Here is a 20,512-nt window from a genome sequence, read left to right as displayed (position 1 = left end):
AGATCAGCTGAGCGCGAGGTGACGACGATGCCCACCGCCGAGATCCGGCGGTGGGCATCGTCCACGCCCTGGCTACCGACGGCCCCTCAGACGCGGTCCGGGACGCGCAGCCCGTTCGTCCACATCCGCGCGAGCCCGGTGGTCAGTTCGTCGAACGTGAGCGATCGCCGCTCGCTCGGCGGTCCGACGAAGTAGCCGTAGGCCATCCTCCCGACCATGGCGGACAACGCCTTCGACGTCAGCATCGGGTCGAGCGACGCGTCCGCGAGACCCCGAGCCTGCAGATCGGCGATCGACCGCGCGTTGCGCAGGTAGAACGTCTCGTCCCGCGAGCGCTCCAGTTCACGGAATGCGGGGTCGACGTGCGCAACCTGCTCGAGCAGGGCCAGCAGGCGCGCATTCCGCCGGCACGCGTGCAGGTACGCCCGGATGCTTGCCTCCACGACCGCGTGCACGTCGCCCTCGTCCTCCACCCGCCCCATCCCGGGATGCAGGAGGTCGTTCTGCGTCACCTCCACGACCGCCGCGAACACTTCCTCCTTGCCGGCGAAGTAGGTGTAGAAGGAGCCGGTCGAGAGTCCGGCCTCCTTGCTGATGTCGACGAGACGGGCGTCGAGGTATCCCTCGCGCTCGAACACCACCCGGGCCGCGGCGACCAGGCGATCGCGGGTGCGGACGCCCCGGGCGGTGACCGGTGGTGTGGGTGCGGTTCGCGGGCGCGACATGTCAGTACGCGTCGACATTCTCGAAGTACCGCCGGGGCACGTCGACCAGCATCTCGGTGATCATCTTCTCGGTGACACCTCGCTCACGGACGTAGGGCAGCACGTCGTTCTCGATGTGCAGGTAGTGCCACTGTGGCAGGGCCGCCATCAGGTTCGGGTCGATCCAGTCGATGTAGCAGGACGCGTCCTGCGACAGGACCATCTGGCTCGCGAATCCGCGCCGGCACATCTCGACGAGCGTGGCGGCGCGCGCTTCGAACGTGGTCTCGAGGTTGATCCCGAACCGGTCCATCCCCAGAATGAAACCGGCCTCGGCGAGGCTGGTCAGGTGGTCGACGTCGGTGCTGTCTCCGCTGTGCCCGAGCACGATCCGGTCGGGCCGCACCCCTTCCTCGTCGCACATCACGCGCCGGACGTGCAGACCGGTCTCGCTGCCGGGGTGGGTGTGCACGGTGATCGGCACTCCGGTGCGCCGATGCGCCTTCGCGACGGCCCGCATCACCCGTTCGACACCCGGTGTCGGCCCCTGGTGGTCGATCGCGCACTTGAGCAGGCCGGCGCGCACCCCGGTGTCGGCGATCCCCTCTTCGATGTCCTTGACGAACATGTCCACCATCGGGTCGGGCACCTCGGCCCCCACCATCGCATCCAGCGCGGGACCGCGGTAGTGGAAGAAGAACGGCACGTCGTCGTAGGTGTACAGCCCTGTCGCCGCAACGATGTTCAGCTCGGGAAGCTGTTCCGCCACCCGCGGAATGTAGCGGCCGAGGCCGACGACGGTGGGGTCGACGATGGTCCGGACACCCTGCTCCGCGAGTGCGCGCAGCTTGGTGACGGCTTCGGCGACCCGCTCGTCCTCGCTCCCCCACTCGTCCGGGTAGTTCTGCTGCACATCGGGTGTCAGCACGAACACGTGCTCGTGCATGTATGTGCGTCCGAGTTCGGCGCTGTCGATCGGTCCGCGGACCGTGCTGACCTGACTCATGCAGATTCGCCTCTCCGGGTGTGACCGTCGTCATACCCCCGGGTTCAGCGTAGAGCCAACTTGAACCTGACGTCAACATCTACTGCGGGTGGGTCACCCCCCACCGGCCGCGGCCTGGATCGGCGCCATGTCGAAGTAGTCGCGCCACGTGGTGATCTTGCCGTCGGTGATCTCGAAGACGCCGACGACGGGCAGTTCGACGACGGTGCCGTTCAGCGTGAACACGTCGATCCGCTCGTTCATCACCACCCCGCTCGATTCCTCGGCGTTGGGACTCTGACCGCCGTCGGTGACCTGCCGGTGCACGCGGAAGTCGATGCCGCCGAAGGCCGCGGTGAATCCGGCGACGAACTCGCGGATCGCGTCACGCCCGGTGACGGGTTCCATCGGAATGTTGTGGTAGACGGCGTCTTCCGCGAAGTACTCCGCGATCTTCGCCGGGTCCGGCTCGATCCACTCGGCGCAGAATTGGGTGACCAACTGGTCCGGGGTCATCGGTTCTCCCTCTCGATCGCGAACGGTTCGATGATGGCCATGACGGACTGGATCGCCCCGGCCGGGATGTCGAAGTGTTCCGTGATCCGGACCGACGTCACCTCGGTGGGTGTGGCCCCGAGGTCGAGCACGAACCGGGCCACCACGTTGTCGCCCCATTCGTGGAAGGAGAGGTCACGCACGGCCTGGATGGCCTGGTACTGCAGTCCGTTCTCGAGTTCGTCCCGGATGAACTCCCCCGATTCGCCCGTGTGCTGCCCGTTCTCCACCCGCCACGCGTTGTCCGCGAGACGCACCTTGGTGGCGTCGTGACTGACCAGTGCGTCGATGTAGGCCCTGGCCATCGCGACGCGTCCGCTGTCGGCCGTGTCGGTGGCATGTCTCGCGATCGCCGCGAGCAGGGGCGCGGCCAGTTCCGGCCGGCAGATCAGCAGGTCGGGGAGGTAGGGGTGGGATTCGTTGTACTCCAACGCGGTTCCGTCGATCCGCGAGCAGTGCAGGCCCGCGGCCGCGGCGACGCCCACGGGGGCCGCCGAATCCCATTCCCACTGCCCGCCCGCGTGGATGTAGGCGTCGACGTCTCCGCGGAGCACCGCCATCGCCTTCGCGCCCGCCGAACCCATGGTGGTGACCTCGGCACCGATGTCCGTCGCGACGGCGTCGACGAACGCAGGCGGCCTGCTGGCCGACACGACGATCCGCGGGCGGGCAGGCAACTGTTCGGCATGGACCGCGTGGCTGTCGTCGTCGCTGGCGTACACGGCGCCCAGTGCCGGTTGCGCGACCGCCGCCGCCGTGATGCCGCGACCCCGCTCCCACAGCGCGACGTGCACCGCCCAGTCCGAGTGCCCGGGCAGTCCGTACTCCTTGGACCCGTCGAGCGGGTCGATGATCCACACCCGTGACCGCTCCAGCCTCGACCGGTCGTCGGCCGACTCCTCGGAGAGGATCGCGTCTTCGGGTCGTTCCGCCGCGAGTTTGCCGAGGATGAACGCATCGGCGGCGATGTCGCCACGCCTGCCGAGTTCACGACCGTCGGCCGATCCCAGTCCCGCGGTGCGGATGTCCAACAGCAGGGCACCGGCACCGGAGGCGATGTCGGCCGCGAGTCGTGCGTCAGTGGTCACGTGTCAACAATTCCATAATTCTCGCGGCTTGTTCGGTCGGCGTGCCGTCCTCGGGCCGTAGCACGAGTTCGGCGTTCTCGGGCGCCTCGTACGGATCGTCGACCCCGGTGAATCCCGTGATCTCGCCGGCGCGGGCCTTCGCGTACATGCCCTTGGGATCACGTGCCTCGCACTGGTCCACCGGCGTGTCCACGAACACCTCGACGAAGTCGAGCCCGGCTGCGAGGTGCTGCTCCCGGACCCGGTCCCGGTCCTCGCGGTACGGGCTGATCAGCGACGCGATCGCAACCACCCCGGAGTCGGCGAGCAGTTGCGCGACGGCGCCGATGCGGCGCACGTTCTCGGCGCGGTCCTGCGCGCTGAACCCGAGGTCGGCGTTGAGGCCGTGCCGCAGGTTGTCGCCGTCGAGCCGGTAGGCGGGCACCCCGGACGCGACCAGGCGGCGCTCGAGTTCCACCGCGACCGTCGACTTCCCCGACGCCGACAGTCCGGTCAGCCACACGGTGCGACCGCGCGTCGCCCGCTCGTCCCGCGCCACGGCCGCCGCGTGCCACACCACCTTCGACCGCGACAGCGTCGGCCCGGTGATCATGCCGGCGGCGACCGTGTTGTGGGTCGACTCGTCGACGAGGATGAAACTACCCGTCACGTGGTTGCGACGGTACGGGTCGAACATCAGCGGCTGCGACGTTCGCAGCTGCACACGGCCGATCTCGTTGAGCGACAGCGACTGTGCGGACTCGTCGCGGTGCAGGGTGTTCACGTCCAGCCGGTAGTCGAGCCGCGCGATCGACGCCCTGGTGGCGCGGGTGGTGTGCAGCAGCGTGTACCGGGCATCCGGCGTCAGCGCGGACTGTTCGCTGAACCAGCAGACCATCGCGTCGAGTTCCTGCCCGACGAGCGGACGGTTGTTGGGACGGCACAGCACGTCTCCCCGGCTCACGTCCAGCTGGTCCGCGAGTTGCACGCACACCGCCGACGGCGCGAACGCCTCGTCGAGGCGGGTTCCGCCTGGGCCCCAGATGGCGCTGACGGTGGAGGTGAATCCCGACGGCAGCGCCACCACCTCGTCGCCCGGCTTGAACACCCCACTGGCGACCGTCCCCGCGTAGCCGCGAAAATCGTGCAACGCCGAATCCGTCTGGCGCTGCGGCCGGACCACGTACTGCACCGGGAACCGTGCGTCGATCAGGTTGCGGTCGGACGCCACGTGCACCTGCTCGAGGTAGTGCAGCAGCGACGCCCCCTCGTACCAGGGCATGTTGGCGGTGCGTTGCGCGATGTTGTCGCCGCGCAGTGCCGACACCGGGATGAACGTGAGATCGTGGACCTCGAGTTTGATCGCGAACTGCCGGAATTCCTCCTTGATCTCCTCGAACCGTTCCTCTGACCAGCCGACGAGATCCATCTTGTTGACGCACAGCACGAGGTGCGGAATTCCGAGGAGACTGGCGATGAAGGCGTGCCGACGCGTCTGCTCCAGGATCCCCTTGCGGGCGTCGACGAGGATCAGGGCCAGATCGGCGGTCGATGCGCCGGTCACCATGTTCCGCGTGTACTGCTCGTGTCCCGGCGTGTCGGCGATGATGAACTTGCGGTGCGGTGTGGCGAAATAGCGGTGCGCGACGTCGATGGTGATGCCCTGCTCGCGTTCGGCACGCAGGCCGTCGGTGAGCAGTGCCAGGTTCGCGTGTTCGTCGCCCCGTTCGCGGCTGGTCCGTTCGACCGCCTCGAGTTGATCCTCGAAGATCGCCTTGGAGTCGTACAGCAGCCTGCCGATGAGCGTGGACTTGCCGTCGTCGACGCTGCCCGCGGTCGCGACCCGGAGTAACTGCGGCATCAGAAGTACCCTTCCTTCTTGCGATCTTCCATGCCCGCCTCGGAGATCCGGTCGTCGGCGCGGGTGGCCCCACGCTCGGTCACCCTGCTCGCGGCGACCTCTCTGACGACAGCCTCGGGGCTCGTCGCCGACGATTCGACGCAGCCCGTGCACGTGGCGTCGCCGACGGTCCGGAAGCGGACGAGGGCCTCGTACGGCTCGTCACCGGGCAGAAGTGTCAGGAACCGGGTGTGCGCCAACAGCATTCCGTCGCGGGGCACGACCTCCCTGCGGTGCGCGTAGTACAGCGGCGGCAGTGCGATCTCCTCCTCGCTGATGTACTGCCAGATGTCGAGTTCGGTCCAATTGGACAGCGGGAACACCCGGATGTGCTCTCCTTTGCGGTGCCTGCCGTTGTACAGGCTCCACAGTTCCGGGCGCTGCGCCCGCGGATCCCACTGCCCGAACTCGTCCCGGAAGCTGAAGACCCGCTCCTTCGCGCGGGCCTTCTCCTCGTCTCGGCGGGCGCCGCCGAAGATGGCGTCGAACCCGTGGTCGCGGATGCCGCGCAGCAGGGCCGTGGTCTGGAGCCGGTTACGGCTGGCCCGCGGCCCCGGCTCCTCGATGACCCGGCCCGCGTCGATGTCGTCCTGCACGCTCGACACCACCATCCGCAGGCCGAGGCGTTCGACGGTCCGGTCGCGGAACTCGATGACCTCGTCGAAGTTGTGGCCGGTGTCGACGTGCATGACGGCGAACGGGAGCGGCGCCGGCCAGAACGCCTTGGCGGCCACGTGGAGCATCACCACCGAGTCCTTGCCGCCGGAGAACAGCAGCACCGGACGCTCGAACGTCGCGGCCACTTCTCGGAAGATGTGCACAGCTTCGGCTTCGAGCGCGCCGAGGTGGGACAACTCGTACACGGGCGGTGCGGTCATGGGCGACTCCTCGTCGCGAGTGCCTTACCGGTCACTGGTTCATATTTGGACCAGCCCGGTCGAAAATGAATGCACCTCCGAGAATAGAACGTGTTTCAGATTTTGGTCAATGCCCTGGCCGCCGGTTATCTGGGCCGGCGGCCGCCCACCTCCGTCGTGATCGCGTCCGCCGCCGCCGCGAGGGCCTTGCCCCGTCGCGCGATGTCGGACGGCGCGAGTTCGGCCCCCACGTAGAGGGTGAGAACCATGGCCTGGTGACCTTCGGCGTCGTATGTCGGCGCCGCGATGAGGCTGACGGGGTGGGGCGCAGCGGGGTCCGAGTGTTCGGCGTCGAGATACACCCGCTCCCCCAGGCTCGACACCATCTCGCCGAGCACGTCGCGCAGTTCCGGCGGCAGATCGTGGGCGGCGACGCCCGCCATGAGCGTGTGCAGGCGCTGCCCGACCGGAGTGAGCGTCTCGACGAGATATCCGGTGCGGGAGCACTCCTCGACCACCGTGCGCAACCGGTCGCGGTCCAGGCGCACCGGCAGCGTCGGTTCCCGCCGCAGCCACGACTGCAGCGCGTCGTCGCCGTCCCACAGCACGTACATCAACCCGACGGGCGGCGCGAACGGGTACATCTCCCCCACCTTGGCGGCGGCCCGCACGCCCGGCGGGCTGGTCAGTTCGAGGACTGCGATGCGGTCGCCGACCACAGCCGACGCCGTGCACGTGGTCCGGAACTCGTCACTGAGCACGGCGAGATGCCTGCGCGCGACAGGCCCGGCCGCGAACCCCTGCTGGGCCGCGCGGCCCGCCGCGATGAGCGCGGGCCCGAGGCCGTACGTCTTCGTGGCCGGATCCCGGACGAGGTAGCCGCCGCGGGCCAGTTCGGTGAGGATGCCCAGGCAGGTCGGCTTGCTGATGTCGAGTTGCCGGGCCAGTTCGGACAGCCCGAACCGGTGCTCCTTGCGGGCCACCAGGAAGTCGAGCACCTGCACCACCCGTTCGGTCGGCGGCGACCGCCGGCCCTGCGCCCGGTCGCGCATCTCGTCCTCGGACCCCATTGACCACTCCTTAGAACACGTTCTATTGTCGGTTCATCAATGTTCTACCATGCAGGTACATATTTGTACCACCCCCTCGTGAGGAGCACGGTGTGCTGACCGACCCATTCGCCGACGCCATGGCCGAGGCCGAGAAACTGATCGAGAGCGCCCCCCACATCCGCACCGAACAGGATCTGCTGGAGGGCTACCAGTACCTCGCAGGCGGAATCCTCGCCACGACGCACGCGGCCTGGGCCACCGAACGGTCGCACCCGACGTTCATCTCGGGCACCGGACCGTACATGAAGATGGGCCTGGACAACCCGGACACCCTTTACTTCGGTGCGCGGATCGACGACGACGTCGAATACGTGGTCACCGGGCGACGCGGCACCACCGCAGACCTGAGCTTCCAGGTGCTGAGCGGAAACTACACGGCCGCACACGTTCCCGGCAGCGTCACGGCATTCGACGACCGGGAGATCGACATCGCACCCGACGGCTCGTTCGAGGTGCGGTTCGGCCCCGGGGAGAGCGCGGGCAGGCGCAACTACTTCACCCTCGCGCCGGGTTCGTCGCAACTGGTGGTCCGGGAGGTGTACAGCGACTGGAGTCAGCGGCGCGGCACCATTCGCATCGCCAGGGCGGATACGGTCGGTACCGCCCCTGGCCCACTCACCCGCGAGACCGTGGAGAAGCGGTACGCGCGTGCGGGCAAGGCCCTCGTCGCGCGGGTGAAGACGTGGCTGCAGTTCCCGGAGTGGTTCTACCTGAACCTGCCGGTGAACACGATGACCGAACCGCGGCTCACACCGGGCGGCCTCGCCACCCAGTACTCGTCCGTCGGGCACTACGAACTCGCCGAGGACGAGGCCGTCGTCATCACCGTCCCGAAAGCCGACGTGCCCTACCAGGGTTTTCAGCTCGGCAGCATGTGGTACATCTCCCTCGACTACGTCAACCACCAGACCTCGCTGAACGTCGCGCAGTCGCAGGTGGATCCCGACGACCACATCCGACTCGTCGTCAGCGAGCGCAATCCCGGCGTCGCCAACTGGATCGCCACCGTCGGGCACCTCCGCGGCTACCTGCAATTCCGCTGGCAGCGGGTGTCCCGCGAACTCACCCCGGACGACGGTCCCCGGATCGAGGTCGTGAAGTTCGACGAGATCCATCGAACACTGCCGTACTACGACTCCAACAAGATCTCCCCCGAGGACTTCGCCGCACGCATCGCCGCACGCCAGGCCGCGGTGGCCGACCGGATGCTGGGATGACCGCCATGACTGCTCCGCAACTCCTGCAGGACAAGATCGTCGTCATCTCCGGCGTCGGACCGGCCCTGGGCCGCACCCTCGCCGTCCGCTGCGCTACCGCCGGCGCCGACGTGGTGCTGGCCGCCCGGACCGCGTCGCGCCTCGACGAGGTGGCCAAGGAGATCGTCGCGGTCGGGCGGCGCGCGGTGACCGTCCCGACCGACATCACCGACCAGGCATCGGCCGAGAACCTGGTGTCCGCGGCCGTCGACGCGTACGGCAAGGTCGACGTCCTGATCAACAACGCGTTCTCGGTTCCGTCGATGAAACCGCTGGCCCGCACCGAGTTCGACCATATCCGTAGCAGTTTCGAGCTGACCGTGCTCGGGGCGTTGCGGCTGACCCAGCTGTTCACTCCGGCACTCGCCGAGGCGAGCGGCGCGGTGGTGAACATCAACTCGATGGTGCTCCGGCACTCCCAGGAGCGGTACGGCAGCTACAAGATGGCCAAATCCGCCCTGCTCGCGACGTCGCAGTCGCTCGCGACGGAACTGGGACCGCAGGGTATCCGCGTCAATTCCGTTGCTCCCGGCTACATCTGGGGAGAAACGTTGAAGCAGTATTTCACGCACCAGGCCGAGAAATACGGGACGACCGTCGAGCAGATCTACGAGCACACCGCCGCGAACACCGATCTGAAACGGCTCCCCACGACCGACGAGGTCGCCGACGCCGTGATCTTCCTGGCCTCCCCGTTGGCGAGCGCCGTGACCGGGCAGTGCCTCGACGTCAACTGCGGCGAATTCCACCACTAGCGAACAGAACCGGAGCATCATGAGCGAGCGCACCACGGTCGGCACCGTCGAGGACCTGCACGCCTCGGCCACCCGGCTGACCGGTCTCACCGACTTCGGGGTGGACGACTACACCGAAGCCCTCGGCGTCCTGCTGGACTCGTATCACACCGACGAGCAGCTGACACCGCTCGGCAGCAAGGTGTCCCGGGTGTTCCTCCGCGGCGCCCTGGTGGCCCGGCTGCTGAGCGAGGCGGCGTGGAAGCAGAACCCCGAGCACGCGGACGTGCGGATCGAGCGACCCATCTTCGTGACCGGTCTTCCCCGCACGGGGACGACCGCGCTGCACCGGCTGCTCACCGCGGACCCGTCACATCAGGGCCTGGAGATGTGGCTGACCGAGATGCCGCAACCCCGGCCACCGCGCCAGACCTGGGAATCGAATCCGGTGTTCCGGAAGATCGAGGAGGGCTTCAGCCGTCACCACATCGAACGCCCCGAATTCATGGGCGTGCACTACATGTCGGCAAGCGAGGTCGAGGAGTGCTGGCAACTGCTGCGGCAGACGTTCAAGTCGATCTCCTACGAGTGCCTGGCGTCTCTCCCGACGTATTCCCGCTGGCTCGAGGGCCAGGACTGGACGAACGCGTATCAGCGGCACAAGAAGAACCTGCAGCTGATCGGGCTTCCCGACCGGGACCGCCGCTGGGTGCTCAAGAACCCCAGCCACCTGTTTGCGCTCGACGAACTGCTCGCGGTCTACCCGGACGCGCTGATCGTCCAGACCCACCGGCCGCCGCGCACGATCGTCCCGTCGGTGTGCAGCCTGGCGGAACAGGCGACGGACGGTTGGTCCGAGAAGTTCCGCGGCAGCGTCATCGGGGAGAGCCAACTCGAGCTGTGGGCCCGGGGACTCGAGCAGTTCACAGCGGCCCGCGCGCGGCACGACCCCGCCCAGTTCATCGACGTCGACTACCGGGATTTCGTGGCGGATCCGATCGGCACCGTCGAGGGGGTCTACACGCACTTCGGGCTCGACCTCGGCCGGCCCGCCCGGGCGGCGATGGAGGCGATGCACGCCGAGAGCCGCAGCGGCGACCGCCGCCCCTCGCACAAGTACACGCTCGAGGAGTTCGGGCTGACGGCCGAGCAGGTGGACGAGCGATTCGCCAACTACCAGTTCAGCGCTACCAGCTGACCGGATAGTCGAGGATCGACGACGCCGCCCGCGCCGCGATCAGCGGCCTGGGCGAGAGCGGCAGGTGGACGACCGGGCGCGGCGGCAGTTCGGGCTCGGGCTCGGGTCGGCGATCCTGTTCGGGTGCCGGTTCCGGTTCGGGCTCCGGTTCCGGCGACCACGTCGTACCGCTGTCGAGGTCGAGGGCGTCGAGCAGCGGTATCAACTCGGCGGCGATCCGGTCTCCCACCTCGGTGAACGCCGACTCGGCCAGACCCACCGGGTCGCTGATGTTCGGCTCGTCGACCGTCCCGTAGTCGCGGCGGGCGACGGCGAGTTCGGCGACGGTGCGGGCCCCGGTTGCGGCGGCGATCCTGCGTGCTTCCCGCAGGGTGAACGTGCAGTGGCTCGTCCCGAGGAGCAGTTCCATCGAACGGTCCCGGATCTGCTCGGTCATCGCGAGGACGAGGTCGGCGCGTTTGATCATCTCGGGCCGCAGGCGGCGCGCCCGGAAGCCGTCGGCGCTGGCGCCGAGACCCTCGACGACGCGGGCGGCGACGGGTTCGATCGGAAAGCCCACGAGGGCGCGGACGCCGGCGCTCTCCGCGGTCAGGTGCGGCAGATCGCGGGCGAGCGCGTACGCGTGTGTCAGCCGCTCTGCGATCGGCGAGCGGCAGACGTTCCCGCTACAGACGAACAGAACGTGCATGAGGCAACCCTAACCAGCGACTTCGCCTACGAGCGAGTCCGATTCCACTGTCCGAGCGGTCTGTTCTTACAGTTCATCTGCGCGTGGCGGGTCGTTCATCTGCCCGACTCCTCGCGGTCACCTCGATTGACGAACACCTGGCGCCCCCACGTCTGCCCACAGCAGACAATTGGCGGTCCGGCGCCGGCGCGGCGGTAGTACTGGAGACATGACCACAGCTGCGCTACCCGACCTGAACTACCGCGACCTGTTGGCGGACAGACTGTTTCGCCAGCGCACGATCCTTCTCACCGGCGAGGTCGACGACGCCATGGCCGAGCGGGCCTGCTCCGAACTGGTGCTTCTCGCGGCCGCCGATCCCAAACGCGACATCGTCCTGTACATCAATTCGCCGGGCGGTTCCGTCTTCGCAGGCCTGGCCATCTACGACACGATGAAACTCGTCCCCAACGACGTGGTGACCGTGGCCATGGGTTTCGCCGCCAGCATGGGGCAGGTGCTGCTGTGCTCGGGGACCCACGGCAAGCGGATCAGCCTGGCGCACAGCCGCATCATGATGCACCAGCCCTCGGCGGGCATCGGCGGCACGGCCGTCGACATCGCCATCCAGGCCGAGAGCCTCGAACGGATGAAACGACAGTCGCAGGAGATCCTGGCCGCGGAGACGGGGCATCCGGTCGAGCAGATCGCCGAGGACAGCGACCGGGATCGGTGGTTCACCGCCGACGAGGCCCGCGACTACGGGATCGTCGACCGCGTCGTGTCCTCGTTCGCGGAGATCGCCCCGCACACCACCGCCCCGAGAATTGGATTGTGAAGCCATGTCCCAATACACCATCCCCCACGTCATCGAACGAACCCCGGCAGGCGAGCGGTCGTTCGACATCTTCAGTCGGCTGCTGAACGAGCGGATCGTCTTCCTGGGCACGGAGATCGACGACGGAGTCGCCAATGTCGTGATGGCACAGCTGCTCCATCTGCAGGCGGACAGTTCCGATCAGGAGATCGGGCTGTATATCAACTCCCCCGGCGGCTCCACCACCGCGATGCTCGCCATCTACGACACGATGCAGTTCCTGCGCCCGACCATCGCCACCTACTGCATGGGGCAGGCCGCCTCCGCCGCGGCGGTGCTCCTGGCGGCGGGGACCAAGGGACACCGGCACGTCCTGGCGCATTCCCGGGTGCTGCTGCACCAGCCGTCCACGCAGGGCAACGGCACGATCTCCGACCTGGCGCTGCAGGCCGCCGAGATCCTGCGGGTCCGTTCGCAGACCGAGGCGATCCTGAGCAAACACACCGGGCAGACCGTCGAACGCCTGCGCCGGGACACCGACCGGGACCGCATCTTCACAGCTCAGGACGCCATCGACTACGGGCTGGCCGACACGCTCGTCGCGGAGTGACGGCTAGGCCGCGAGCAGGGTGGGCATCTGCCGGTTCGGGATCCCGGTCGCCGAGTTCCGGTTCGCCGCCCCGAGCCGGCGCCCGGACCGGAACAGCAGGTGTTCGACCGGCAGCCCGAGGGCTCCGCACACTGCGCGCAGCATTTCGGAGGACGGCTCCTTCTTCCCGCGCTCGATCTCGGAGAGGTACTGCTTCGACATCCCGACGGCGGCGGCGACGTCCTCGAGACTCCGGTCCTGGTCGCGGCGCGCCTCGCGGAGCACCCGCCCGTAGAGCTCGCGCACCAGCGGCTCCTCCCGCGAACGCTCGGGGGCGGCCGTGACCAGCGTCAGTCTGCGCTGAGCTTCCATACCTCCGGAGTCTTCCAGACGACGCACCCGGACGCCGCGGCGTTCACCGACAGCGGACAGCCGATCACGACTGATCGAGCAGGTGATTGCCGAGTAGTTCGTCGACGCGTTCGGCGGCCTCGTCCGGGATCCAGTGGCTCACGCCGCGGAGCACCTCGAACGTGTACGGGGCGTCGACGAATCGGGAGGTCAACTCTGGCCCCACCGGCCCGATCGCCGTGTCGCCGTCGCTCCAGACGAAGAGCGTGGGCACCCGGACCTTCCGGGAGGCCGATCGAGGTGAGGTGAACGGCATCGCGCGATACCAGTTCAGGGCACCGCTGGCCCGCGTCCGGTCGCGCATGGGCCCGAGGTCGCGCTTCGCGTCGTCCGGCGACTGGCCGCTGGCGACCAGGGCCCGGTAGCCGAAGCCGTCCGGGGTGAGCGCCCGCTCCGGGATCCAGGGCAGCTGGAACGCGAACATGTACCAGGACTTCAGGATCTGCCGGCTGGTGAGCATCGCCCGCACGAACGCCGCGGGGTGCGGCACCGACAGCGCCGTGAGCGTGCGGACCCGGTCCGGGCGTTCGGCTGCGAGGCCCCAGGCTACCGCCGCGCCCCAATCGTGTCCGACGACGTGCGCCGGGCCGAGGCCTGCCCGGTCGATGAGCGCGACGACGTCCGCGATCAGTTCCGTGCTGCGGTACGCCCGGCGGGCGCGGGGCCTGGCACCGGGCGAATAGCCGCGCTGGTCCGGGGCCAGGGTGCGGAACCCGCGCCGGTGCAGCAACGGCGCCAGCGCGTCCCACGACCGCGAGTCCTGCGGAAATCCGTGCAACAGCACCACCGGTGTGCCGTCGATCGGTCCCTCGTCGCGGACGTCGAACACCAGTCCGTCGCGGGTGAACGTGCCGATCCGCTCCGTGCGACTCATCCGACGATCGTCTCACGCTCGCTGCGGTCTGCGGCCGACTCTCCGGCGCGGAGGAAGCGTCCCGTCTTGGTCACCCCGAATCCACCGGTGAATTCGCCGTCGCGGTAGACGAGCCTGCCGTTGATCACCGTCGCGACCGCGGCGCCGTCGCTGCGGTTCACCATCCGCCGCAACCCGCCGTATTCGGGGACCTCCGCCTCGAACAATCCGTCCACCGAGGCGTCGAGACCCGCCGGGTCGACGACGACCAGGTCGGCGCGGTCACCTTCGCGGAGGTGGCCGGCGTCGATGCCGTACCAGTCGGCCAGCTCGCCTGTCAGCCGGTGAACGGCCCGCTCGACGGTCAGGAACGGCTTGCGGTCGGACTGCGCGTCCTTGACCTTCTTCAGCAACCGGATCGGGAAGTTGTAGAACGCCATGTTGCGCAGGTGGGCGCCGGCGTCGCCGAATCCCATCTGCACCCCGGAGCTCGCGGCGAGCTTCTTCGCGAACCTGGGGCGATGGTTGGCGATGGTGGTCCGCCACCGCAGATCGGTGCCGTACTCGACGACGAGATCGAGGTACGCGTCGACCGGGTGCACACCGCGGAGATCACCCACGGCGCCGAACGTCGTGCCGATCAGCGTCTCGTCGGGGCACCCGACGATTACCGCGTCGTAGAAGTTGCGGTGCCAGATGCGGGGGCTGAACTTGTTGTCGTAGTCCTTGCGGAACCGGCGCCGGTAGGACTCATCCTGGAGCAGGGCGTTTCGCTCCACCTGGTCCTTGAGGTGCAGTGCCGCCGCGCCTGCGCCGAATTCCTCGAACACCACGAGGTCGATCCCGTCCGCGTACACGGTGAACGGCACCGGCAGGTGCTGCCACTTGAAATCGGTCTTGGCGAAGCGGTTCAGCAGCGGCGCCGCGGCGAGCATGAAGTAGACGATCGGCGGATACGCCTTCGAGTCCGCGGCCGACAGCAGCGACGTCTTGAGGGGCTTGCGCCGCCCGAGGCCCGAACTCTCCGCGAAGAATCCGGCGATGTTCGGGTGCAGGTTGATCGTGGGCGCGCTCTGCAAGATCTTGCCGCGCTCGCGCAGGATGCGGTTGAGGAAGCGGAATTCCTTCCACCGCGCGTACGTGGACGGCAGTGAGCGGGAACGGTATTCGTCGCCGTCGATCTTGTCGAGCGCGTTCGTCATCGAGGAGAGTCCGAGGAAGCCGGCGTCGACGGCGTCGGTGAGCATCGCACCCATCTGCTCGAGTTCGCGAGCGGTCGGCTCGATCCGCTTGTCGGTGCCCCGGCCGAGGCCGAGGACGTGGGTGCGGATGTCGGAGTGCCCGATGAACCCGGCGACGTTGGGGCCGAGCGGCAACGACTCGAGCGCCTCGACGTACTCCGCCGGGCTCTGCCAGATCTTGTTCTCCTCCAGGATCCCGAGCACGGAGTCGTGCGGCACTGCCTCGACCCTGCTGAACAGGTCGGCGCACTCACGCGGCGTCGAATACACGGTGGAGAGGGAGCAGTTTCCGAGAACGACGGTGGTCACGCCGTGTCGCACCGACTCCGGCAGTCCGGGGCTGACGAGCACTTCCGCGTCGTAGTGGGTGTGCACGTCGACGAACCCGGGAAGCACCCACTTGCCTGCGGCGTCGATGACCTCGGTATCGGGTCCGACGGGCAGAGGGCGAGTCGATGCCCGGACGACGATTCCGTCGCGGATGCCGAGATTGCGTCGCAGCGGCGCGGATCCGGTTCCGTCGAACCACAGCCCACCATTGACGACCACATCGAAATCCGACATTGTTGCGCTCCTCACACTCGGTATGTGTTACCCGAGGTTACGTATGCGGTTGAGTAAAAGTCAATGGACGGTTCGAGAGTTCCTCAATAGAATGCAGGGGTGGCCGCCGCACCCCGCTCTCCCGAAGATCGGCGCGCGCAGATCCTCGACGTGGCCGTCCGGCTCCTCGAGACGGTGCCGTTCGACGACTTGTCGATCGACCAGGTGGCGGCCGAGGCAGGCGTCTCCGCACCGCTGCTGTTCCACTACTTCAAGAACAAGCAGGGCTTTCGCAACGCCGTCCTCGAGGCCTCGGCGTCCGAACTGCAGCGGCGGATGACACCCGACGCGAGGCTCCCGGTGTACGGGCAACTCCGGGCGGGCGTCGAAACGTTCGCGGACGCGGTGATCGAGCACCCCACCATCTACCTCGCGGTCATGCGGATGGCCGGTAGCGGCGACGAGAGGATGCGGCAGATCTACCGCGGCATGCGGCGGACGTTCACCCGGTGGATCGGTGTGTCGCTGGCCGAGTTCGGCGTGCCGACGACGCCCGCGCTCGAGGCCGCGATCTCGGGCTGGCAGGCGTTCATGGAGGAGATCGTGCTGTCCTGGCTCGACGAGCCGACCATGGAGCGCACCGAGATGATCGACCTCTGCGAACGCGCCTTCTACCACCTGCTTCCCGCAGCGGGTGTCGACGTCGACGCACTCGACACGACACGCTGAACCGAAGGTGCCGAGTTCACAGGATCCTTCCAGCCGCCTCCCAGCCGGGTGACGCCCCCGCGCGAGAACGTTGTCAGGACAGCAACTCGCGAAGGGACCACCTGATGACTGCCGTTCTCACTCCGGCGCCGCCACGGAGAACAGGATCGCCCGGCCACCGCACCGAGTCGGATTCGTGGATCCGCCGACGCGGTTCCGCACTCGCCCTCACCGCGCTACTCGCCGCCACCGCGGCGCTGTACCTGTGGGACCTCACCTCCAGCGGCTACGCCAACAGTTTCTACGCCGCAGCGGCACAGGCCGGTTCGCAGAGCTGGAAGGCGTGGTTCTTCGGCTCACTCGACACCTCGAATTTCATCACGGTCGACAAGCCGCCCGCGTCGCTGTGGGTGATGGGACTGTCCGGGCGGATCTTCGGGTTCTCCAGCGCCAGCCTCCTCGTCCCCCAGGCCCTGATGGGGGTCGGTTCGGTCGCCCTCGTCTACGCGGCCGTCACCCGCGTCACGAACAGGGGCGCCGGGTTGATCGCCGGCGGCGTTCTGGCCGCAACTCCCGCGGCCGCCTTGATGTTTCGCTTCGACAACCCCGACGCGATGCTCGTGCTCCTGATGACCGCGGCGGGATACTTCGTGGTCCGCGCGATCGAGACGGAGACCGGCCGCCGTGCCGCGATGTGGATCGCCCTCACCGGGGTCGCGCTCGGCTTCGCGTTCCTCGCCAAGATGCTGCAGGGCCTGATGGTGCTGCCCGCGTTCGGTCTGGCGTATCTGGTGGCCGGGCACGCCCGATTGCGGGTTCGGCTGCTGCACCTGGCCGGAGGTGTCGCCGCCGTCTTCGCCGCGGCCGGATGGTGGGTTCTCACCGTGTGGCTGTGGCCCGCGGACGCCCGCCCCTACATCGGTGGTTCCACCGACAACAGCGTCATGGATCTGGTGCTCGGCTACAACGGACTCGGCCGGATCTTCGGAAACACCGGCGGTGGCGGCGGAGGAATGTCCGGCGGCAGTGCGGGATCGAGCTTCGGTGGGAGCACCGGGCTGGATCGCCTGTTCGGCAGCGAGATGGGCATCGAGATCTCGTGGCTGATCCCGGCGGCACTGGTCGCCCTGGTCTTCGGGTTGCTCGCCCGCGGACGCGCTCCGCGCACGGACCGCGCGCGGGCGTCCCTGATCGTGTGGGGCGGGTGGTTCCTCGTCACAGGCCTGATCTTCAGCTACATGTCCGGCACCATCCACCCCTACTACACGGTGGCGCTCGCCCCCGCGATCGCCGGGATGATCGGCACCGGCGGGTACGCCCTGTGGCAAAAGCGCGGCAGCATTCTCGGACGGTCCGGCCTCGCCTTCATGATGGTGGCCGCAGGTGCGTGGAGCTGGGTCCTGTTGCACCGCAACACCGAGTGGATGCCCGCCCTGAAGTGGGTCCTGCTCGCCGCTACCATTCTCGGCGCCGCACTGATCGCGCTCGGCGACGGGAACCGCTTCCGGAAACTCGCCGTCACCGGCGTGCTGCTGGGCTCGCTCGCCGGAATCGGAGGCTCCGCGTCCTACGCGATCGCCACCGCAGCCACCGCGCACAACGGATCGATCCCCACGGCCGGCCCGTCCGGGGCTGTCACCGATACCGGAATGGGAGGCGGCGGCCGGGCACCCGGCGGTGACACGGCTGGCGGCCAGGCGCCCGACGGTGGCATGGCCGGCGGCCAGGCACCCGGCGGTGGCATGGCCGGCAGCGAGGGTGGGACGAGTTCCGAGCTCACGACGTTGCTCGCCGAGGCAGGCACCACGTGGGCTGCCGCGACCAACGGTTCGCAGAGCGCGGCCACCTACGAACTGGCGGCCGACACCGCGGTGATGGCCATCGGCGGATGGAGTTCCGACCCCACGCCGACACTCGACCAGTTCATCTCCTACGTCGAGAACGGCCAGGTGCACTACTACATCTCCGGTGGCGGTGGCGGTGGCGGTGGTCGCGGCGGCGACAGCACGTCCGGCGCGATCCAGGAGTGGGTGGCGGCCAATTTCACCGCCGTCACGGTGGGCGGCACGACTGTGTACGACCTCTCCGGCTACACCGGATAGTTCACGGGTGAGCACGCAGAGAACCGGCAGGTGCATCACCTGCCGGTTCTCGTCGAGCGAGTGACGGGATTCGAACCCGTGTGAACGGCTTTGCAGGCCGGTACCTCAACCACTCAGTCACACCCGCATCGATCACTACTGTGCCCGGCCGGCTCCGAGGGCGCGAGAGTTGTGCTCACGGTGATTCTGAACCGACACGCCGGGGCGGGAACAAACCGAATGCCCTCGTTGCTGTGTTGCTTCATGACCGATACCGAAGAACGCGCCGCCCCGACCGGCGAGCGGACCACCACTCGGCCCAGCCTTCGGGTGATCCTCGTACTCGGCGCGATGGTGGCCCTCGGCCCCTTCACCATCGACATGTATCTGCCGGCGCTACCGGACATCGGAACCGACCTCGGCGCATCCTCGTCCGCGGTCCAGCTGACCATCACCGGCACCCTGCTCGGCCTCGCGCTGGGGCAGTTGATCGTCGGACCGCTGGCGGACAGCCTCGGACGCAGGCGCCCCCTCATCGCCGGCATCGGTGTGCACGTCGTCGCGTCCGTGCTCGCGGTGTTCGCGCCGACCGTCGCAGTGCTGGGGGTGCTGCGCGTCTTCCAGGGCATCGGCGCCGCCGCCGCAGCGGTGGTCGCGCTCGCCGTGGTCCGCGACCTGTTCTCGGGGAACACCGTCGCCGTCGTGATGTCGCGGCTGATGCTCGTCCTCGGCGTCGCACCCGTGCTCGCCCCGAGTATCGGCGGGGCGCTCCTCATCGCCCTCGACTGGCGTGGGATCTTCGTCGTCCTCGCCGTCATCGGCACGCTGACGGCGTTTATCGGTGCGTGGGGCCTGACGGAGACGCTGCCGCCCGAGCGCCGCCGCAAGAGCAATCTCCTCGCCGTGCTGGGCACCTACCGGGGCCTGCTCGGGGACCGGGCGTTCATGGTGCTCGCCCTCGTGTCGAGCGTGGCGATGGGATCGCTGTTCTCGTACGTCTCCGGTGCGTCGTTCGTGTTCCAGGATCAGTACGACCTGGACGAGCAGCAGTTCGCGCTGCTGTTCAGCTCTGGCGCGATCGCTCTGATCGGCGCCTCGCAACTCAATGTCCGCGCCCTCGCGCGCTGGTCACCGCTGCAGATCACGGTGTCTGCCCTCGGATTCGCGACGGTGGCCGGGCTGGCGCTGATCACCACCGCGCATTTCGAGTTCGGCGGGCTCGTCGGGTTCGTCGTTCCCCTGTGGTTCCTCCTCGGCGGTGTCGGATTCGTCCTGCCGAATGCCCCGGCCCTGGCCCTCGGCAGGCACGGGGAGGCCGCGGGCACGGCTGCCGCACTGCTCGGCGCCCTGCAATTCGGTGTCGGCGCCCTGATCGCTCCCCTGGTCGGCGTGCTCGGTAACACCGGCGTCGCACTCGCGGTCACGATGACCGCGTGCACGGGACTCGGGTTGGTGGCGCTGGCCGCCGCAGCGAAGGCGGAAGCCCGCTGACGACACGCTCGGCAGACTTTCACGGCCCCTCACCCGACATGGGATGATCGACGCATGCCACCACCGTCACCACTTCATCTCGACCCCATCGAAGAGGCCCACCGGCAGTGGACCAAGCACGGCTGGGGTGACGTCGCCGACGGCATGGCCGCGGTGACCTCGGTGATGCGCGCCCATCAGATCATGATCGCGCGGGTGGAAGAGGTGCTCAAACCGTCGGGGCTCACCTTCGCCCGGTACGAATTGCTGACCTTGCTGACGTTCACGCGTACCGGTGCGCTCCCGATGGCGAAGGCCAGCGCGCGCCTTCAGGTTCACCCGACAAGCGTCACCAACGCCGTCGACCGGCTCGAGACGGCGAATCTCGTGCGGCGTGTTCCGCATCCGAGCGACCGACGCGCAACGCTGATCGAAATCACCGACGCGGGAAGGAAACTGGCCGTCGAGTCCACCGAGCGGCTCAACGCCCAGGTGTTCTCACGCCCCGGCGTGTCCGGTGACAAGCTGGAACAACTGGTCGCCATCCTCGCCGAACTGCGCCGCGAGGCAGGCGATTTCGACACCGGAGACGCGCCCACCAAGTGGTGACCCACGACTGTCGCCCCGCACCGGATCCCGGTGCGGGGCGTATGTCGTTTAAGGGCAATACCGTTCAGTTAGTGAACAAGAATCGTGCATATCGGTGACTGGGTTGGTTGTGGATGATGTTGGTGGTGTCCGCGTTTTGCGGCCCACTTGAGGAC

At 68.1% G+C, this 20,512-nt stretch carries 20 protein-coding genes and 1 tRNA gene; 9 read left to right on the top strand and 12 right to left on the bottom strand.

Annotated features, from left to right (window positions below; translation table 11 throughout):
* Nucleotides 1-86: 86 nt before the first annotated feature.
* The 7 genes from MLGJGCBP_RS05535 to MLGJGCBP_RS05505 all read right to left on the bottom strand — a co-directional run bounded on the left by MLGJGCBP_RS05535 (nucleotide 87) and on the right by MLGJGCBP_RS05505 (nucleotide 7,138).
* Nucleotides 87-725, bottom strand: a complete 639-nt coding sequence (locus MLGJGCBP_RS05535) for a TetR/AcrR family transcriptional regulator (protein WP_160094369.1) — start codon at nucleotides 723-725, stop codon at nucleotides 87-89.
* A 1-nt stretch (nucleotide 726) separates the two neighbouring features.
* Nucleotides 727-1,710: a phosphotriesterase family protein gene (locus MLGJGCBP_RS05530; RefSeq protein ID WP_160094368.1), complete on the bottom strand. Its 984-nt coding sequence runs from the start codon at nucleotides 1,708-1,710 to the stop codon at nucleotides 727-729.
* A 93-nt stretch (nucleotides 1,711-1,803) separates the two neighbouring features.
* Nucleotides 1,804-2,205, bottom strand: coding sequence for a nuclear transport factor 2 family protein (locus tag MLGJGCBP_RS05525; RefSeq protein WP_087558300.1), 402 nt, complete (start codon nucleotides 2,203-2,205; stop codon nucleotides 1,804-1,806).
* Nucleotides 2,202-3,332, bottom strand: a complete 1,131-nt coding sequence (locus MLGJGCBP_RS05520) for a 3'(2'),5'-bisphosphate nucleotidase CysQ (RefSeq protein ID WP_160094367.1) — start codon at nucleotides 3,330-3,332, stop codon at nucleotides 2,202-2,204. Before MLGJGCBP_RS05520 ends, MLGJGCBP_RS05525 begins: the two co-directional genes overlap by 4 nt.
* Entirely contained in the window at nucleotides 3,322-5,172 is a 1,851-nt protein-coding gene (gene cysC / locus MLGJGCBP_RS05515; protein ID WP_160094366.1) for an adenylyl-sulfate kinase, read from the bottom strand. The genes MLGJGCBP_RS05520 and cysC overlap by 11 nt, the downstream gene beginning before the upstream one ends.
* Nucleotides 5,172-6,089: a sulfate adenylyltransferase subunit CysD gene (cysD, locus tag MLGJGCBP_RS05510; RefSeq protein WP_160094365.1), complete on the bottom strand. Its 918-nt coding sequence runs from the start codon at nucleotides 6,087-6,089 to the stop codon at nucleotides 5,172-5,174. Before cysD ends, cysC begins: the two co-directional genes overlap by 1 nt.
* Before the next feature lie 125 nt (nucleotides 6,090-6,214).
* Nucleotides 6,215-7,138 carry a helix-turn-helix domain-containing protein gene (locus tag MLGJGCBP_RS05505; protein ID WP_160094364.1) on the bottom strand — a complete coding sequence of 308 codons (924 nt, stop codon included), beginning with the start codon at nucleotides 7,136-7,138 and terminating at the stop codon, nucleotides 6,215-6,217.
* A 92-nt stretch (nucleotides 7,139-7,230) separates the two neighbouring features.
* Here MLGJGCBP_RS05505 and MLGJGCBP_RS05500 point away from each other — a divergent pair, with 92 nt between their 5' ends.
* Genes MLGJGCBP_RS05500 through MLGJGCBP_RS05490 form a run of 3 tightly spaced genes read left to right on the top strand, consistent with a single transcriptional unit; the run spans nucleotide 7,231 to nucleotide 10,368 of the window.
* The gene (locus tag MLGJGCBP_RS05500) at nucleotides 7,231-8,397 is read left to right on the top strand and encodes a hypothetical protein (RefSeq protein ID WP_160094363.1); all 1,167 of its coding nucleotides are present in this window, start codon (nucleotides 7,231-7,233) and stop codon (nucleotides 8,395-8,397) included.
* A 5-nt stretch (nucleotides 8,398-8,402) separates the two neighbouring features.
* Complete coding sequence (locus tag MLGJGCBP_RS05495) at nucleotides 8,403-9,191, top strand: SDR family oxidoreductase (protein WP_160094372.1); 789 nt, start codon at nucleotides 8,403-8,405, stop codon at nucleotides 9,189-9,191.
* A gap of 19 nt (nucleotides 9,192-9,210) precedes the next feature.
* Nucleotides 9,211-10,368, top strand: a complete 1,158-nt coding sequence (locus MLGJGCBP_RS05490) for a sulfotransferase family protein (protein ID WP_160094362.1) — start codon at nucleotides 9,211-9,213, stop codon at nucleotides 10,366-10,368.
* Here MLGJGCBP_RS05490 and MLGJGCBP_RS05485 read toward each other — a convergent pair.
* Nucleotides 10,358-11,056, bottom strand: a complete 699-nt coding sequence (locus tag MLGJGCBP_RS05485; protein ID WP_160094361.1) for an arsenate reductase/protein-tyrosine-phosphatase family protein — start codon at nucleotides 11,054-11,056, stop codon at nucleotides 10,358-10,360. The two genes, MLGJGCBP_RS05490 and MLGJGCBP_RS05485, sit on opposite strands and share 11 nt — an antisense overlap.
* Nucleotides 11,057-11,264: 208 nt before the next feature.
* Between MLGJGCBP_RS05485 and MLGJGCBP_RS05480 the strand changes: the two genes are divergently transcribed.
* Both MLGJGCBP_RS05480 and MLGJGCBP_RS05475 read left to right on the top strand, forming a co-directional pair.
* Nucleotides 11,265-11,873 (top strand): ClpP family protease, encoded by a 609-nt coding sequence (locus MLGJGCBP_RS05480; RefSeq protein WP_005568279.1) that lies wholly within the window; start codon nucleotides 11,265-11,267, stop codon nucleotides 11,871-11,873.
* A 4-nt stretch (nucleotides 11,874-11,877) separates the two neighbouring features.
* The gene (locus tag MLGJGCBP_RS05475) at nucleotides 11,878-12,462 is read left to right on the top strand and encodes an ATP-dependent Clp protease proteolytic subunit (protein ID WP_087558291.1); all 585 of its coding nucleotides are present in this window, start codon (nucleotides 11,878-11,880) and stop codon (nucleotides 12,460-12,462) included.
* Nucleotides 12,463-12,465: 3 nt separating this feature from the next.
* On the opposite strand, the gene MLGJGCBP_RS05470 is transcribed toward MLGJGCBP_RS05475, so the two are convergent.
* From MLGJGCBP_RS05470 to MLGJGCBP_RS05460, 3 genes are all read right to left on the bottom strand, one after another.
* Complete coding sequence (locus tag MLGJGCBP_RS05470; protein ID WP_160094371.1) at nucleotides 12,466-12,813, bottom strand: helix-turn-helix domain-containing protein; 348 nt, start codon at nucleotides 12,811-12,813, stop codon at nucleotides 12,466-12,468.
* Between the two features lie 64 nt (nucleotides 12,814-12,877).
* The gene (locus MLGJGCBP_RS05465; protein WP_160094360.1) at nucleotides 12,878-13,726 is read right to left on the bottom strand and encodes an alpha/beta fold hydrolase; all 849 of its coding nucleotides are present in this window, start codon (nucleotides 13,724-13,726) and stop codon (nucleotides 12,878-12,880) included.
* Complete coding sequence (locus MLGJGCBP_RS05460; RefSeq protein ID WP_160094359.1) at nucleotides 13,723-15,510, bottom strand: N-acyl-D-amino-acid deacylase family protein; 1,788 nt, start codon at nucleotides 15,508-15,510, stop codon at nucleotides 13,723-13,725. Before MLGJGCBP_RS05460 ends, MLGJGCBP_RS05465 begins: the two co-directional genes overlap by 4 nt.
* 99 nt (nucleotides 15,511-15,609) lie before the next feature.
* Between MLGJGCBP_RS05460 and MLGJGCBP_RS05455 the strand changes: the two genes are divergently transcribed.
* Together MLGJGCBP_RS05455 and MLGJGCBP_RS05450 are read left to right on the top strand one after the other, a co-directional pair.
* Nucleotides 15,610-16,218: a TetR/AcrR family transcriptional regulator gene (locus tag MLGJGCBP_RS05455; protein ID WP_160094358.1), complete on the top strand. Its 609-nt coding sequence runs from the start codon at nucleotides 15,610-15,612 to the stop codon at nucleotides 16,216-16,218.
* 104 nt (nucleotides 16,219-16,322) lie between these two features.
* A complete protein-coding gene (locus tag MLGJGCBP_RS05450; RefSeq protein ID WP_201452973.1) occupies nucleotides 16,323-18,299 on the top strand; it encodes an ArnT family glycosyltransferase in 1,977 nt (658 codons plus the stop codon).
* 55 nt (nucleotides 18,300-18,354) lie between these two features.
* On the opposite strand, the gene MLGJGCBP_RS05445 is transcribed toward MLGJGCBP_RS05450, so the two are convergent.
* Nucleotides 18,355-18,426 (bottom strand) — tRNA-Cys (locus tag MLGJGCBP_RS05445).
* Between the two features lie 92 nt (nucleotides 18,427-18,518).
* On the opposite strand from MLGJGCBP_RS05445, the gene MLGJGCBP_RS05440 reads away from it, so the two are divergent.
* Both MLGJGCBP_RS05440 and MLGJGCBP_RS05435 read left to right on the top strand, forming a co-directional pair.
* Complete coding sequence (locus MLGJGCBP_RS05440; RefSeq protein ID WP_160094357.1) at nucleotides 18,519-19,769, top strand: multidrug effflux MFS transporter; 1,251 nt, start codon at nucleotides 18,519-18,521, stop codon at nucleotides 19,767-19,769.
* 54 nt (nucleotides 19,770-19,823) lie between these two features.
* Nucleotides 19,824-20,357, top strand: coding sequence for a MarR family winged helix-turn-helix transcriptional regulator (locus tag MLGJGCBP_RS05435; protein ID WP_072946034.1), 534 nt, complete (start codon nucleotides 19,824-19,826; stop codon nucleotides 20,355-20,357).
* Nucleotides 20,358-20,512: the final 155 nt, after the last annotated feature.

The organism is Rhodococcus sp. T7, assembly GCF_009872365.1.
GTDB lineage: Bacteria > Actinomycetota > Actinomycetes > Mycobacteriales > Mycobacteriaceae > Rhodococcus_F.
The sequence above is the reverse complement of the archived record's forward strand: the minus strand, read 5'-3'. Positions and strand labels throughout refer to the sequence as shown.